This is a genomic window from Woronichinia naegeliana WA131, assembly GCA_025370055.1.
Taxonomy (GTDB): domain Bacteria; phylum Cyanobacteriota; class Cyanobacteriia; order Cyanobacteriales; family Microcystaceae; genus Woronichinia; species Woronichinia naegeliana.
Genome location: CP073041.1, coordinates 3,571,095 through 3,585,960, shown reverse-complemented (window position 1 = coordinate 3,585,960; position 14,866 = coordinate 3,571,095). Strand labels below are relative to the sequence as shown.

Genomic DNA, 14,866 nt, shown 5'->3' with positions numbered 1-14,866 from the left:
ACGCGAGTTAACGCGATCGCTATCAGGAGACTAAATAAAAACACTGGAAGAAACGTGAAAAATTTCAGCTAATACTTTGGCTTGAGATTTACTAATGGAACGTTTACCATTAACAATTTCTGAAACCACACCTTTAGAGCCAATTTTTCCAACTAGGTCAGCTTGCTTAAGATGATGTTCCTCCATCAGGTAAACAAGTACCTCTTGAGGAGAGGCTGGTTCAGGTGTTGGTTGCTTATGATCAAACTCTTTAAGTAAAACAATAATTAATTCCCGCAATTCTATCTGCTCTGGACTGAGAGATGGCAGCATGATTAATTCTACCAGAATGCGATGAGCCTCATCATATTCAGCTTGAGTTTTAATAACTTTAGGTTGAAAGGCAGTCAAAAGTTCGCTATAGATCGTTTTGTTGATAATTAGTGCCATTTTGAGTTTAAATTTTTTGAATTGGTTGGATGAGTGATTAATTGAGATGATTAATCTAGGTTAAGCTTGGACAAAGAAAACAATAGAGAAAGTGGGAGACAAAAATAGCTGTTCTCCCTGGCTAATTTCCTAGTTTACTATTCTATAATTTGCGCTTGGTATATTCTGCATGAGGCAAAAAAAAGAGGTAGTAAATTCGCTTAAGAGAGTAATCAATCTTTGTAATGATTCTGTAATCATTGCCTTTGATATTAAAGATAGTAGTTTCAGTATTACGAGCAAAATCTGCGGATGGAAGTGTTTTTTTAACCTCTTCAATATGAATCCACTCTGCTCCTTCAACGATCTTGATCCACCTTTCAACCCCTCTTTTTGTACCACTATACTTGCTGATATCTGATCTTAGCTTGGCTTTTCCGACTAACTCCATCGTTGTATTTTTGCCCTTCCCTGTAGTGAGTATTTTCGCTAGTGGTCTGTCAAGCTAAAGATTGTGAATTTGAGGGAAAATGGAGAGGCTATTCATTACCTCAACAGATATCGTAATAAGTAACCATGCTCAAGACCTATATTGTCCGATTAAGTCAAGAAGAACGTCAGACCCTAAAAGATTTGGTATCCATCGGCAAAGGAGCGGCTTACAAAATTAAGCACGCCAATATTCTGTTAAACATTGATGTGAATGGACAAGGATGGACGGATGAGGAAGCTGCCGCCGCCTTTAGTTGTCACCGTAACACAGTCGCCAATCTCAGGGAGCGATTGGTCAATGAAGGTGTGGAGTCAGCATTAAGCCGCAAGCCCCGCAAAACGCCGCCTCGTCAACCGATTATTGATGGAGAGGTAGAAGCAAAACTAATCGCCTTACGTTGTGGAGAACCGCCTGCTGGTCAAGCCCGTTGGACATTGAGGTTACTAGCCGACAAGGCGGTCGAGTTAGAAATTGTGCCAGCAATTAGTCACGAAACCGTGCGTCAAGTGTTAAAAAAAACGAACTAAAACCTCATCTGCGACAGATGTACGTGATTCCACCAGAAAAGAGTGCCGAATTTGTGTCTAACATGGAAGATGTTCTAGAAATTTATCACCGACCCTATGACCCCAATTGTCCAGTGATTTGCATGGATGAGCAACCTATACAATTGGTCAAAGAAACCCGCCTTCCTCTACCAGCCAAACCTGGACAGCCAGAGGCGCATGATTACGAATATGAACGCAATGGAACAGCCAATATCTTTATGTTTACAGAACCCTTGTCTGGGTGGCGAAAGACAGTTGTCAGTGAACGTAGAACATCGGTTGACTGGGCAACAGAAATTAAGAATTTACTCGATAACGACTATGCTGATAACGACAAAGTCATTTTAGTATGTGATCAGCTAAATACTCACAAACTTGCCTCACTATATGAAGCATTTGAGCCTTCCACGGCTCGTCGTCTAGTCGAACGGTTGGAAATTCACCATACCCCAAAACATGGCAGTTGGCTTAATATTGCTGAAAACGAGCTGTCCGCAATGACTCGGCAATGCCTAGCTCGTCGAATTCCAGATCGGGAAACTTTAGAGCAAGAAACAACGGCTTGGTACACTCAGCGCAATCATTCCCAAAAGTCGGTAGATTGGCAATTCACGACGGCTGAGGCTCGTATCCGTCTCAAGCGTCTTTATCCACAAATAGAAAATTGACAGACCACTAGATTAGCATCACAATGTTCACATTTTGAGAACCTTTTTGTCAAGTCCCCTCTTAAAAAAAATCCAGACCATTATGATCTGGATGTACAATCCCGAATTTTGGCGAAATTTGCCCTAATCGTTTTGGGGAGAAACCTGTAAACTCGGCGCAACGGTTCCACTTTCTTCGGGAACTTGACTCGCTTGACCCTTGGGCTGTGCAGTTGGTGAGGGGCCAGATTTACCACCCCCACCTTTGAAGAAACGCTCTTCAATCTCTTTAATCAGACTGTACAAAACAGGTACAAGGAAAAGACTCAGCATGGTGGAAATCAAATAACCGCCAAAAATAGCCGTTCCCAATGACCAACGACTCATGGCTCCTGCCCCCGCCGCAATTACCAAGGGCCAGAAACCAACTAGACCCGAAATTGCCGTCATTAAAATTGGTCGTAAGCGTTCCTTGGCCGCAAAAGCTGCTGCTTTAGGAATACTCATGCCTAAGTCCATCGCCTGATTAGCAAACTCCACGATCAAAATGGCATTTTTACTAGCCAGACCAATTAACATCACTAGCGCGACCTGGGCATAGACATTATTATTGACCGTTGGCCATACAGCACTCGTCATAACCTGAGCATTGGCACGTAGCAGAATCGCGCCCATCGCTCCCAAAATAGCCAGGGGAACGGTCATCATAATAATGGTGGGATCAATATAACTTTCGTACTGAGCGGCTAAGACGAGGAATACCATGATAAAAGCTAGACCAAAAATGATTGGAGCCGCACCACCGGATTGTCTCTCTTGATAACCTGTCCCATACCACTCATAACCTATAGAGACAGGCATGATTTCCTTGGCTAATTTTTCCATGGCCATCATCGCTTGTCCCGTACTAAATCCCTGGGCTGGCGAGGCTTGAACGTCAACAGCAGGATAAATATTAAAGTGGGTGACAATGGGTGGGTAGTTAATTTGCTTAATGTCAACGACGTTACTTAGTTGCACTAAAGCACCATCCCGCGATCGCACATAGAGACGACTCATGTCCTGGGGGTTAGAGCGAAAACTGCCTTTTGCCTGGGCATAAACCTGATAGAGACGACCACCTAAAACGTACTGATTGACGTAGCTCGAACCCATGTAAACGCCTAGGGTCTGAAAAATACTGGAAACATCAATGTTTTGAGCATTGGCCTTATCGCGTTGTACCGAAATTTCAAACAAAGGAGCCGAAAAGGTGAACTGGGTAAAGATCGTTCGCGGATTGAGTTCAGGCAACTTTCGAGCCGCCGCCATGTAGTTTTGGATGTTTTCAATAAAGGCATCCATGGGTAGATCGCCTCGATTTTGGAGGTAGAAGTCTAAGCCTCCAGTGCTACTTAGCCCATCCACCGGCGGAGCATTAACGGCAATGACCTGCGCCCCAGAAATTTTCATTGATAATTCTCGGTTGATATCTGCTAAGAGGGCAAACACCGATTTTTTCTGGCCAGGTCGCTCTTCCCAGTTTTTTAACTTGACAAAGTAGAGAGATTTACTACTATCATTGCCTAAAAAACTAAACCCTCCCATTCCCAAAACGTGTTCAACTTCTTCCCGCTCCTTAACAATGGTAATAACCTTGCTAATAATATCCTTCGTATATTCAATGGATACCCCTGGCGGCGAGTTACCTAACATAAAAAAGTAACCTTGATCCTCCTCAGGAATGAATCCCGTCGGTGTAACGCTATAAACCCAAGCAGTTCCGACTAAAGCAGCAATAAAGAGGGGCAACACCAATAACCGAATGGTAATTAGAAATTCTACAATTTTTCCATATCCTTCTCGAATCCAATCAAAAAAGCGATTAAACCAACGAAAGAAAACCGCCAGGGGGCCATGTTTCTCTGTGCTAGGCCGCATCAGAATGGCTGACATACTAGGGGAGAAGCTGATGGCATTAAAGGTAGAAATGGCTACGGAGAAAGCCATAATCAAGGCAAACTGTTTATAAACAATCCCCGTTGTACCTGGAAAGAAGGTGACGGGAATAAATACAGCCATTAAGACAATTGAGGTGGCAACGACGGCTCCTGTTAGCTCATTCATCGCATCAAGGGCCGCCTGCATGGGTCGCATTCCCTGGGATAGTTTGGTTTCGATCGCCTCTACCACCAGAATCCCATCATCTACTACTAGACCCGTGGCTAGAATGACCCCAAACAGCGTTAACTGATTCAAACTAAAGCCAAAGACTAGGGCAAAGGCCATGGCCCCAATTAAAGATACGGGAATGGCGATCGCCGGAATAATAGTAGTACGCCAATTTTGAAGAAAAACGAAAATGACCAAAAATACAAGCAGAATGGCTTCAATTAAAGTTTTCTGAGCTTCATCCAAGGAAGCTGTTACAAAGAGAGTATTGTCCGTGGCGACAGCAGCATTCAAGCCAGGCGGAAAAAGCGGTTTCAACTCAGCCATTTTTTCCCGCACTAAATCGGCTGTATTGAGCGCATTAGTGCCAGGCAATTGATAGATTAAAAAAGCCACCGCCGGTGCACCATCAAAGAGGGAAACCTGTTTATAACTTTGAGAACCCACCGAGGCATAACCCACATCTTTAATCCGGATCAAGGTTCCATCTTGCCCTGCCTTGACCACAATCTCGCCCGCTTCCTCTGGACTGACAAAACGACCTAGCACCCTCGCATTAATCTGGAATTTTTGACCGGCATCCACTGGTGGTAGGTTAATCCCCCCCGCTCCGACTTGAATGTTTTGTTCTCGAATGGCGTTAACCACATCTAAAGCGGAGAGGCTACGAGCGGCCAGAGCATCGGGGTCTAACCAAAATCGCATAGCATAAAGACCCACCCCAATAATCGCCGTACTACCAACCCCATTCAACCGTTTAATTTCGTTATTGACAACACGATCAACAAAGTTACTAATAAAAAGATCGTCGTAGATAAATTTACCTTCCGCATCTTTTTCTGAATAAAAGCCGTAGGCAATGGTGATCGAGGGAGATTGCTTTTGCGTGACAATCCCCTGACGGTTTACTTCCTCTGGCAAACTGGAAGCTGCAATGGAAACGTTATTTTGGACTAAGACCTGGGCAATATTGCGATCCATTTCGACGGGGAAATAGACGTTAATTGCACTTGTCCCTGTATTATCGGTCGAGGAGTTCATGTAAATGACCTGCTCTGTTCCGTTGATCTGTCGCTCTAGTACCGTTGTTACATTCTCTTCCGCCGTCTTAGCGTCAGATCCCACATAACTGGCATTGACCGTTACCTGTTTAGGAGCCAAATCGGGCAATTTTGCTAACGGTAGTAGGGGTAAGGCGATCGCGCCCAATAAAACGATAACAATGGTGCAGACCGTCGTTAGAACCGGTTTTTTAATAAAATTATCGGAAATACTTAGTAACATAGGATAGAGGAAAGACCTTAACCGAATACCGAAGGAAACTCGTTAACTTCAGACGCACAAATCAGTCCTTTAGATCCCACTGAGGGGAAAAGTGATTTGCCTAATATCTTACGAGAATTTACTCTAACCTAGAAAATATACGCTAAAAAAATAAGATCTAGACACGACTTGGAAGATTAGCACTCAATCACAGGGCTGAAACCAAGCATCCTCGTTGAAAAGGCTAAAATGCTCATCCTCTGAAACCCTTATTAGACAAGGTTTTTAAAATAACCTCCCAATTCCTGTGATTGAGGTGAATAGTAAGCTTGAGTCAACGATTTACTGTTAGTGTCTTTATTTATTCGCGCTCCAGATTTAGGCTTTCTGAAACCCTTATACAGTAAGGCTCGATTTTTTATCTTTGACCCAGTGCGAAAGATTGGTGACACTAACCCATTTTCAGCCAGGCAAAAATATTTCCAGCAATATGGTTATGTTCAATTGAGCCACCAGTCATTGGGACAATCACTCCGTCTAGGTATTCATTTTTCTTTTCGGACTTTTCTTGTAGGGCCAAATATTCGGCGAGACTGTATGGTTTTGGGGGAGATTCAACTAGGGTAGGCATAGTTTTAAGCGGTTACTAAAGGTAGAGCAAAGGATTGAAGATTAATTTCATCAACATTTTGAGAATAATTATCGAGGGTAATAGCCACTACTTTACCTTGTTCATCATAGTCCAAAATAAGATCATCTGATATGGCATCAGTTGAAACAACGGGGTTACGGGTTAATTCAATGGCTAAAGTATCAGTTTCAGGAAAGTATTGAATTTTCATTTGGTCTCTTCTCCGCGTTGTTGTCGTTTATAAAAGTTGCGATCAAAGAAGGCATTATGCACTGTTTCACTATCTTCAAGGGTAATAACCCTAATTACTCGTCCATCAGCCTCTTCGATGTTACCCCAATAAGCCATGCGTCCATTTGCTCGATGCTCTTTTGTTAAGGGATTTGCCAAAATTCTCTCGATCCACGACTCCTCGATTTCTGGGTGCTTTTGACAAGCAAATTGTTGGAAATAACGAGTGCTTCTCATGGTGTAGGTTACTCTATTGGGTCGTTGATGTGATTTAAAAACGACGAAACTGTTGTAGTGAAACTTTTAGGGCGAAATAGCTGGCTAAAGGGTCTTTGAGAATTGTTATCCTAATTCCTTGATTTAATTTAGAGCTTTAAGGAGTTTTGCTTGGGGATGATGGGCAAAGGAATCGGTATCAAGTTTTTGTTTAAGTCGTTTTATCTCATATACTAGGTTATCCCATTGTTGCCAAAGCCAAAATTCAAGGTTATTTGCTCAAATGGTTGCCAGAAAACGATAAATCTCTTTTTTTAAGTCAAGCTGGCTATGTCATTAGTGACCCTGAACAACTCGAATCAGACTTAAGAGAGCAAATTTTGCCCTTATAAGCCGATTTCATCAGGTGTGATCGTTTTTGTCTTCGGTACGACCCACATTCAGCCGGTATTTTGACGATTAACATTTTTTGAAAACCTTACTGGATAAGGCTTTTAGAGATTCACACTCTATTTAATACTTTTGACTTTAAGTAGGGCTTGCTGAAAAAAGCTGAAACCTTTACGGAGAAAAATAGTAGGCGAATTAAGAACCGCTAGAATGCACGAAAATAGGGTAGAATGCCTCAAAACCATTGCATTAAGAAGAGAGAAAGCAGATGTACCGAAAGCAACAGTACTCAATTGAAACACCAGAAAACTTGAAAAATCTGTTCGGCGGGCAGTTAGACGAAGAAAATCGTTGGATAGAAATGTCAAAAATGATTCTTTGGGAAGAATATGAGGAAGAATATGCAAAAAACTTCACAGAAAAAAAAGGAGCCCCAGCCAAATCATTTAGAATGGCATTAGGAGCATTAATTATCAAAGAAATTTCAGGAAAAAGTGACAGAGAAACAGTAGAACAAATAAAAGAGAACCCTTATTTACAGTACTTTATAGGAATGGAAAGCTATAGTAGCAAAGAAGCATTTAATGCGTCAATGATGGTTCATTTTCGTAAAAAAATAGGAATGGAATTAATAAATAAAATTAATAAAGAAATAGAAAAAAAAGCGACGGGTGTAGCGTCAGAAAAAAAAGAAAATGAAGGAAAGTTATTGTTAGATGCGACTTGTACACCAGCAGATATAAAATATCCAACGGATATAGGAATATTGAATGATGCCAGAGAAAAAACAGAAAAAATAATAGATAAGCTGTATGAAGAAATAAAAGAGAAAAGGAAAGAAAAGCCGAGGACTTATAGGGAAGTGGCAAGAAAAGAGTACTTAGCCATAGCAAAAAAACGTCGTGTGTCAAAAAAAGAAAGAAGAAAAGGAACAAAAAAACAACTAGGATATATAAAAAGAAACTTGTCTGATATAGAAAAAATGATAGAAGAGGGAGCAAAGTTAGAAAAACTAACGAAAAAAGAGCAAGAAGAGCTTGTAACGATAGGAAAAGTGTATGAGCAACAGTTAGAAATGTATGAAAAAAAGACAAATAAAGTAGAAAACAGAATTGTGAGTGTAAGCCAACCTCACGTGCGTCCAATAGTGCGTGGAAAAGCGGGAAAAGCAGTAGAGTTTGGAGCTAAAATATCGGCAAGTAATGTGAATGGCTTTGTCTTCTTAGACAAATTAAGTTGGGATAATTACAACGAATCGGGAGATTTACAAGCGCGAATAGAAGAATATAAAAGGGAAACAGGATGTTATCCGGAATCGGTTCATGTGGATAAAATCTATCGAACAAAAGCGAATCGAGCTTATTGTAAAGAAAGGGATATAAGAATGAGTGGTCCCCGATTGGGAAGACCGCCGAAAGAGGTGAGCAAAGAAAAAAAGAAAGAGGCACGCTCAGATGAAAGAGTGCGTAATGCCATTGAGGGTAAATTCGGACAGGGAAAGAGGAAATTTAGTCTTGGTCGAGTGATGGCCAAACTACCTGAGACCTCGGAAACGGTAATTGCGATGAACTTTTTGGTAATGAATCTTTCTACTCTACTTCAGAAGACAAAAAGTAAAAAGTTGTAGAGTCGTTTTTCTTGTGAAAAATGGTGTTAATTTTCCTCTCTTTTGTGAGGAGTGATTTGTGTTGACCTTTTTAGACAGAAAGGAACAATAGATTAAACAAAATCTGTATTTTGATTTGTTTCCATAAGGATAAGTTATCTATGCTTTTTCAGTCCATACTTCCCTAACCCACATTTCTTTCGTTTTTTGACTTTTTCAGCAAGCCCTAAGTACATAAGATAATGAATTTAACTTATTTTTAATTCCAATTCGTAAAAAATGACAAAACACCTCGTTTATCAGTTCTATATTCTTTAATCTTCTGCGGCTCAGTACATAACTTGGTTTTCTGGGAAAAAAGGCTGAACTTCCTATCTGGCATGAGTTAGACTGCAATTAGCTGAGTTATTTTTTTACTCTAAAAACCTGCTGGGAAATTCCTTTAAGTACAAAATATCTGCTGAATGTGGGTTGTAATATGGCAGGTGGTTTAATAGGTAAGCGATAAGCAAGATATGATTAGTATATAACCCATCATTGGAGCGGACAATATTGGGATATTACAGTGTTGAGTAGCAGGCGATCGCCTCCGATAAAACAGAACAGCGATCACCATTTAAACTTACTATTAAGTGACAGGAATAGTGTGATGATAAATAACCTCATGGGTTAAGGGTTTTCCCTGTGCAAATTCAGCGATATTCGCCAACGTGGTATCCGCGATCGCAGTGAGGGCATTGCGAGTGAAAAACCCTTGATGGGCCGTAATCACCACATTAGAAAAGGATTGTAACAATTGAAAGGTATCATCTTGAATAATATTGTCAGAATGATCCTCAAAGAAAAGCCCATCTTCTTGTTCATAAACATCAATTCCTAGATAACCAATTTGACTTGATTTGATTCCCTCAATGGCAGCTTGAGTATCAATTAAATGACCACGACTGGTATTAATTAACATTACACCTGGCTTCATTTGCTCAATGGTTTTAGCATTGATTAAATAATGGGTTTCAGGTAATAAAGGACAATGGAGAGAAATAATATCTGAACGGCTTAAAAGTTCTGATAACGAAACATAACGAGCGTTGGGAATCGTCTCAAATTGACTATTTGGGTAGGCATCATAACCCAATAGTTGAGAACCAAAACCCTGCATAATCTGAGCAAAAACCATGCCAATTTTGCCAGTGCCAATAACTCCTACGGTACAACCATAAAGATCAAATCCCAGCAAACCATCAAGGGAGAAATTATCATCTCGAACTCGATTGTAGGCTCGGTAAAGTTTACGATTGAGGGTTAAAATTAAAGCAACGGCGTGTTCAGCTACGGAATAGGGAGAATAGGCAGGGACTCGTACTATTTTTATTCCCAAGTCTGCTGCTTTTTTGAGATCAACCTGATTAAAACCTGCTGATCGCAGAGCTAACAAGCAAGTGCCATTAGCCGCTAGAATTTCCAAGGTTTCAGCATTGGCTAAATCATTAACAAACAGACAGACAATGGGAAATCCTCTCGCTAAAATAGCGGTATCAGGATTGAGTTGAACTTCAAAAAAAGTTAATTCCTGATGATATTCTATATTGGCCATGTCAAAGAATTGACGATCATAGGATTTGCTACTGAAAAATGCAACTTTCATTCTCAAAATATCCAATTAAGTTAAGTTAGCAAACAGGTTCATCGGTAGTTACTATGCTAAGTCATCTTATCAACTCTTAAAACCCTTGCTGTATAAGGCTTTTAGTTAAAACTGTCCTAAGTACAGGACAAAAGGCTTGAAAAGTATACGAGAAAGGGGTTTCATGGAAGATGAACGTAATGTAAGAAAACCCATGAACCAATATAACGCATTGAAACAAGCCCTAAAACCCCATTTGGGATGGCATGGTGCCAGACTCTCCTTCCTAGCCTTGTTCTTACTCGCCCTCCTCAAAGTGAAAACGGTTAACCTTAAAGAATTGGCTCTGGGTTTTGAAGGTCGGGCATTGGTGGATTCTCATTACAAACGCTTACAACGCTTTTTCTCAGGATTTGAGCTGGATTACCATCACATTGCCCGTATTGTAGTCAGTTGGCTGGATATCCCTCAACCTTGGGTATTAAGTATTGACCGCACAACCTGGGAGTTTGGCAGTCATGGTTATAATATCCTCACTGTCGGCATTGTCCATGAAGGAGTAGCCATTCCCATCTTGTGGTGGATGCTTAGCAAGAAAAAGGGCAATTCTAACAGTGATGAACGAATGCGTTTTATCGAGGAGATGCTCAAGATTTTTCCCACCGCCCTGATTCGTTGTTTATGTGGCGACCGTGAGTTTATTGGTCAGGCTTGGCTTCGCTATCTTCTGCTCGAACCGCTACTGGCTTTCTGTCTGAGAATTCGGGCTACGGACAAGATTGAGCACAATGGCAAGCTTTTGGCCGCCAAAGTCATTTTTGCCCATCTTGCAAAAGAGTGAATCTCAACGTCTTCAAGGGAGTTGTCGGGTTTGGGGATATCCTGTTTCTGTAGAGGCTCTTCGCTTGCCTGATAATTCTCTACTCATCGTCATTGGACATCCCGATTCCCAAGGTCTTATTCACGATTATGCCCTGCGTTGGGGCATTGAAACCCTTTTTGGCATCTTTAAGACTCGTGGCTTTTGCTTGGAATCTACTCACTTTACTGACCCCAAGCGTCTTCGTAAGCTTTTGGCTTTACTGACTTTAGCTTTGGCTTGGTCTCTCAAAACTGGTCTAGCAATTCATCATCTTCATCCCATTCCCCTCAAGAAACATGGTCGCCTAGCGCAGAGTCTTTTTCGTCTTGGTTTTGACCATCTTCGTCATCTTGTTCTTAATCCTTCTCTACCCAATTTTTCTCTTTTTCTCGACTCCCTACATTTTTTGTCCTGTACTTAGAAAACTGTCAGTTGATTTGGCATGAATTGAGTATAAAGACAAGGAAACCCTTTCTTGGCATGGGTTCTGGAGTAGATAACCTCATATTTGGCATAACAAATACTGAAGAACAAAATAGCCAAATTGGAAGCAAGAGAAAAGGTTTTAAATTTAATTAAATAATCGCCCAAGAAAAAGCCTTGACAATAAAACCCTATATAAGATAAGCTGTAGCACGATATTAATATTATAGCAATTTTCATTCAAATGAGGTCAGCGCAAACGCAAGAAAATCATGAAAGCCTTTTCTGGTAAGCGTTTTACAGATTCATGTTTTTTAGTATTCGGTATTCGATGGCTAGAACTCTTGCCCAGTAGGTATTCCAAAAATAAGATGCGTCTGCCCTGCAAATGAGGTACAGACAAGGGGCTAAATGCCTTTGTAGCAAGGCTCATTGATACCTCACCAAAATGAAAAACGCTATCTTTCTCTTCTGTCAAACTGGGTTAAAATTTTGATCTCTCGTTGGCTGAAACGTTGTGATTTCGTCAAAATATCCTTCAGTGGCACAAAAGAGATATACATCTTATTTGAATTAGCGTTCCTTCTTCCCAAAATGGCAATGGTTCAGTCTGATTATTGGAATTGCATCAAACCCCTGTGCAGCAAGGGATACAACGATTTTTGCCCTGAATCACTAAAATCCTTACAGGGCAAGACTTTCAGGCTATTTAACAACTAGGCTGAACCAGTGCCTCCCAAAATAGTTCTAGAGCAAACCCTAGAACTCTATTTACTCTGTAAATTCTGTAAATGATTGGACGCTTCCAATTTTTGCCTGTCAAAATCAACGAATTAAAATTTTGAAGATGAACGATCTAGTTTATGAAAAGATCTGGAGACAATTGCAAGGCAATGAAGAGTCTTGGAATTGTTTGTTGGAAGAAATAAAAACAGAAAGCTTGGATTATCATGCGATTAAAAGCTACTTTTCCCAGCATCAAAATTTGACAACTATCAGTCTTATTAAAATTAGTGAAACTGAAAAAAACTTTCTTAAAGAGAAGCAAATTTATATTAATACCCTTTATAAAAATTTTAATAAAGCGATTAAAGGTGATCAGGATAAAATAAATTTAGATCCTAGACGCTTTCAATTGATTGCAGTCCGAGAGAAACTCATTTATCTACTGTGTCCTTTTACCCAAAGAAAATTAGCTACTGAGCAATCTCTCTGGGTTACTCCTGATATTATTTTCTATCGGTTTGAAAGCAAGAATCCTTTTTATTTATTAACCACCCATATTAACACTGGATTTAAAAAAGGAGCTTTATATTTTCCTGATTTTAATTTATTAATTAAAGCTGATGACCCCCAGTGGGGAGTTCTGCCATCAGTGATTCCCACATTTCAAGCTCTCATGGTTACTCACTATCATGAGGTCATCTTTTACTTAAATAATCGCAATCCCAAAAAATTAGCTGTTTGCCTAGGCCATGATAATTTTGCTCACCATATTTTTAATGAATTATCAGGTCTGTATCGTCTCGAAAAAGCTCATTTATTGAACCAAATAGACACTTTTTGGATTTTGCGAGAGACGTTAGGTAAAATCGAGAATATTTTTCCACAAATTAGTCCTCAAAAAATCAAGAAAATAGCTATCATTAATCATACAAAAGTAAATAAAGAAGAAGCTTATATTCAAATTTTTAGAGAAACACTTAAGAATAATCACTTTTGTTTACATGTAGGAGACTGTTACATTTCTAATGCCTTAGCTCAGAGAATTTATCAACTCGCTATTGAATCAGATAATTGTTCTAATTTACCTAACCAGATTCAGACAATTAAGAAGTTTCATTATCCTTTACTTTGGATCAGTATTCGTGTTGACAATAGGACTTGGACAGATCAGGAAAATGGTTTTGCAAATCTGATTAACGCTTTAGCAGAAAAATTTCCTAACTTAGGAGTTGTTTTTGACGGTTTTTCTTATCAAGAGGATACTCTCTTTTCTGGAAAAATCAATGAATTAAAAACAATCGAAAAACAAAATGATATTGTTAAAAAGATTCATCAAAGATCGCAGTCAGATGTTGCTATTTATAATACCGTTGGCTGTTCACTATATGAATCTATAATCTGGGCTAATTCTATTGATTTTTACCTAGCTCATCATGGAACGATCCAACATAAAGTGGGTTGGTTGGCTAACAAACCTGGTATCGTTCATTCTAACACAAAAGTATTGAATAGTAGTCATCACTACATCGAAAATGCTAGAGAAAAAGGGATTAAACCTGTTTATATACATCCTCGTTTTGTTCAAGATGTTCAACTTAATATTTCTGATCCTCGTAATAATTTAGATAATTATCAAGTGGACTGGCAAGTTTTGCAACAATACCTTTTAGAGGTAATTTTAGAAATTCATAGGAAAAAAAAGTTATTTAATAGAATAATACTAATTATTACTAAATATAGAAAAAATCCTCGTTGGTTCTTGATTGACTGTAAAAATAATCTCAAATATTTTCTTAAACACTTAATTCGATTCATTGATTTTTCCCAACTTTAATCTGTCTAGCATCTCCGTTTTTTACAGTTAACTTAGACTAAAATTGCCAATACTTTAAGCTATGAATAATCCTACTTTCTCAAATTTTTACCAAAAACAAGGCAAGGCTTATTTTCAATCTGATCGCCCTGAAATGTTAACCTACATTCCATCAACAGCCAAAATTATTTTAGAAGTAGGTTGTGGCCAAGGCAACTTTGGTCGCTTAATTAAAAAACATTATGAGGCAGAAATTTGGGGGATTGAATTAAATTCCCAAGCTGCAATGCAGGCTTCTCAATGTTTAGATAGAGTCATTTGTGATAATTTTGAGGACGATTTAGACTTACCCCAGCACTATTTTGATTGTATTATTTTTAATGATGTTTTGGAACATCTCGTTGAGCCAGAAAGAGCCTTGATATTGGCAAGAAAATTGCTGACAGGTTCAGGCGTGATTGTCGCCTCAATTCCGAATGTGCGCTATTTTAATAATCTTTGGGAATTATTAATTGAAGCTGATTGGCAATATAAGGATTTAGGGATTTTAGATCGTACTCACTTACGTTTTTTTACCCGTAAAAGTATGATTAAGCTATTTCAACAATTAGGTTATGAAATTCAAAATATTGAAGGAATTCATCCCTGCGAGCAAAATTACCCATTAGCTGTCGCCCCACGCCGTCGTCAAATGTTTTTACTGTTATTTCCCTGGCTTGATAAATTGTTTCGAGGCCATTTGGGGGATATGCGTTATCAACAGTTTGCCATTGTTGCGAAAATACAGTTAAACAAGCCTAATGCTTCAGAATAAACACTTCTGATTTAAGTCAA

Annotated in this window: 10 protein-coding genes and 2 pseudogenes; 5 read left to right on the top strand and 7 right to left on the bottom strand. The window is 39.4% G+C overall.

Features of this window, described 5'->3' with window-relative positions:
- Nucleotides 1-30: 30 nt before the first annotated feature.
- Both KA717_18100 and KA717_18095 read right to left on the bottom strand, forming a co-directional pair.
- Nucleotides 31-429 carry a transcriptional regulator gene (locus KA717_18100; protein UXE64233.1) on the bottom strand — a complete coding sequence of 133 codons (399 nt, stop codon included), beginning with the start codon at nt 427-429 and terminating at the stop codon, nt 31-33.
- Between the two features lie 142 nt (nt 430-571).
- On the bottom strand, nt 572-859 hold the full coding sequence (locus KA717_18095; protein ID UXE64232.1) for a type II toxin-antitoxin system HigB family toxin: 288 nt from the start codon (nt 857-859) through the stop codon (nt 572-574).
- A 125-nt stretch (nt 860-984) separates the two neighbouring features.
- Here KA717_18095 and KA717_18090 point away from each other — a divergent pair.
- Nucleotides 985-2,117, top strand: a protein-coding gene (locus tag KA717_18090) for an IS630 family transposase (protein ID UXE64231.1) whose coding sequence is annotated in 2 segments (ribosomal slippage) — nt 985-1,405 and nt 1,405-2,117 — 1,134 coding nt in all. Because the reading frame shifts where the segments join, the coding sequence is not laid out codon by codon here.
- A 123-nt stretch (nt 2,118-2,240) separates the two neighbouring features.
- On the opposite strand, the gene KA717_18085 is transcribed toward KA717_18090, so the two are convergent.
- From KA717_18085 to KA717_18070, 4 genes are all read right to left on the bottom strand, one after another.
- Nucleotides 2,241-5,531: an efflux RND transporter permease subunit gene (locus KA717_18085; protein UXE64230.1), complete on the bottom strand. Its 3,291-nt coding sequence runs from the start codon at nt 5,529-5,531 to the stop codon at nt 2,241-2,243.
- A gap of 430 nt (nt 5,532-5,961) precedes the next feature.
- On the bottom strand, nt 5,962-6,141 hold the full coding sequence (locus KA717_18080) for a Uma2 family endonuclease (GenBank protein ID UXE64229.1): 180 nt from the start codon (nt 6,139-6,141) through the stop codon (nt 5,962-5,964).
- Nucleotides 6,142-6,145: 4 nt separating this feature from the next.
- Nucleotides 6,146-6,352: a DUF2283 domain-containing protein gene (locus KA717_18075; protein ID UXE64228.1), complete on the bottom strand. Its 207-nt coding sequence runs from the start codon at nt 6,350-6,352 to the stop codon at nt 6,146-6,148.
- Nucleotides 6,349-6,609 (bottom strand): hypothetical protein, encoded by a 261-nt coding sequence (locus KA717_18070; GenBank protein ID UXE64227.1) that lies wholly within the window; start codon nt 6,607-6,609, stop codon nt 6,349-6,351. The genes KA717_18075 and KA717_18070 overlap by 4 nt, the downstream gene beginning before the upstream one ends.
- 637 nt (nt 6,610-7,246) lie before the next feature.
- Between KA717_18070 and KA717_18065 the strand changes: the two are divergent.
- A pseudogene (locus KA717_18065) lies at nt 7,247-8,584 on the top strand (IS5 family transposase).
- Nucleotides 8,585-9,212: 628 nt separating this feature from the next.
- On the opposite strand, the gene KA717_18060 reads toward KA717_18065, so the two are convergent.
- Nucleotides 9,213-10,229 carry a 2-hydroxyacid dehydrogenase gene (locus tag KA717_18060; protein UXE64226.1) on the bottom strand — a complete coding sequence of 339 codons (1,017 nt, stop codon included), beginning with the start codon at nt 10,227-10,229 and terminating at the stop codon, nt 9,213-9,215.
- 193 nt (nt 10,230-10,422) lie between these two features.
- On the opposite strand from KA717_18060, the pseudogene KA717_18055 reads away from it, so the two are divergent.
- From KA717_18055 to KA717_18045, 3 genes and pseudogenes are all read left to right on the top strand, one after another.
- Nucleotides 10,423-11,491: pseudogene (locus KA717_18055) on the top strand (IS4 family transposase).
- 915 nt (nt 11,492-12,406) lie between these two features.
- A complete protein-coding gene (locus KA717_18050; protein ID UXE64225.1) occupies nt 12,407-14,053 on the top strand; it encodes a hypothetical protein in 1,647 nt (548 codons plus the stop codon).
- A gap of 61 nt (nt 14,054-14,114) precedes the next feature.
- Nucleotides 14,115-14,846: a class I SAM-dependent methyltransferase gene (locus tag KA717_18045; GenBank protein UXE64224.1), complete on the top strand. Its 732-nt coding sequence runs from the start codon at nt 14,115-14,117 to the stop codon at nt 14,844-14,846.
- Nucleotides 14,847-14,866 lie beyond the last annotated feature (20 nt).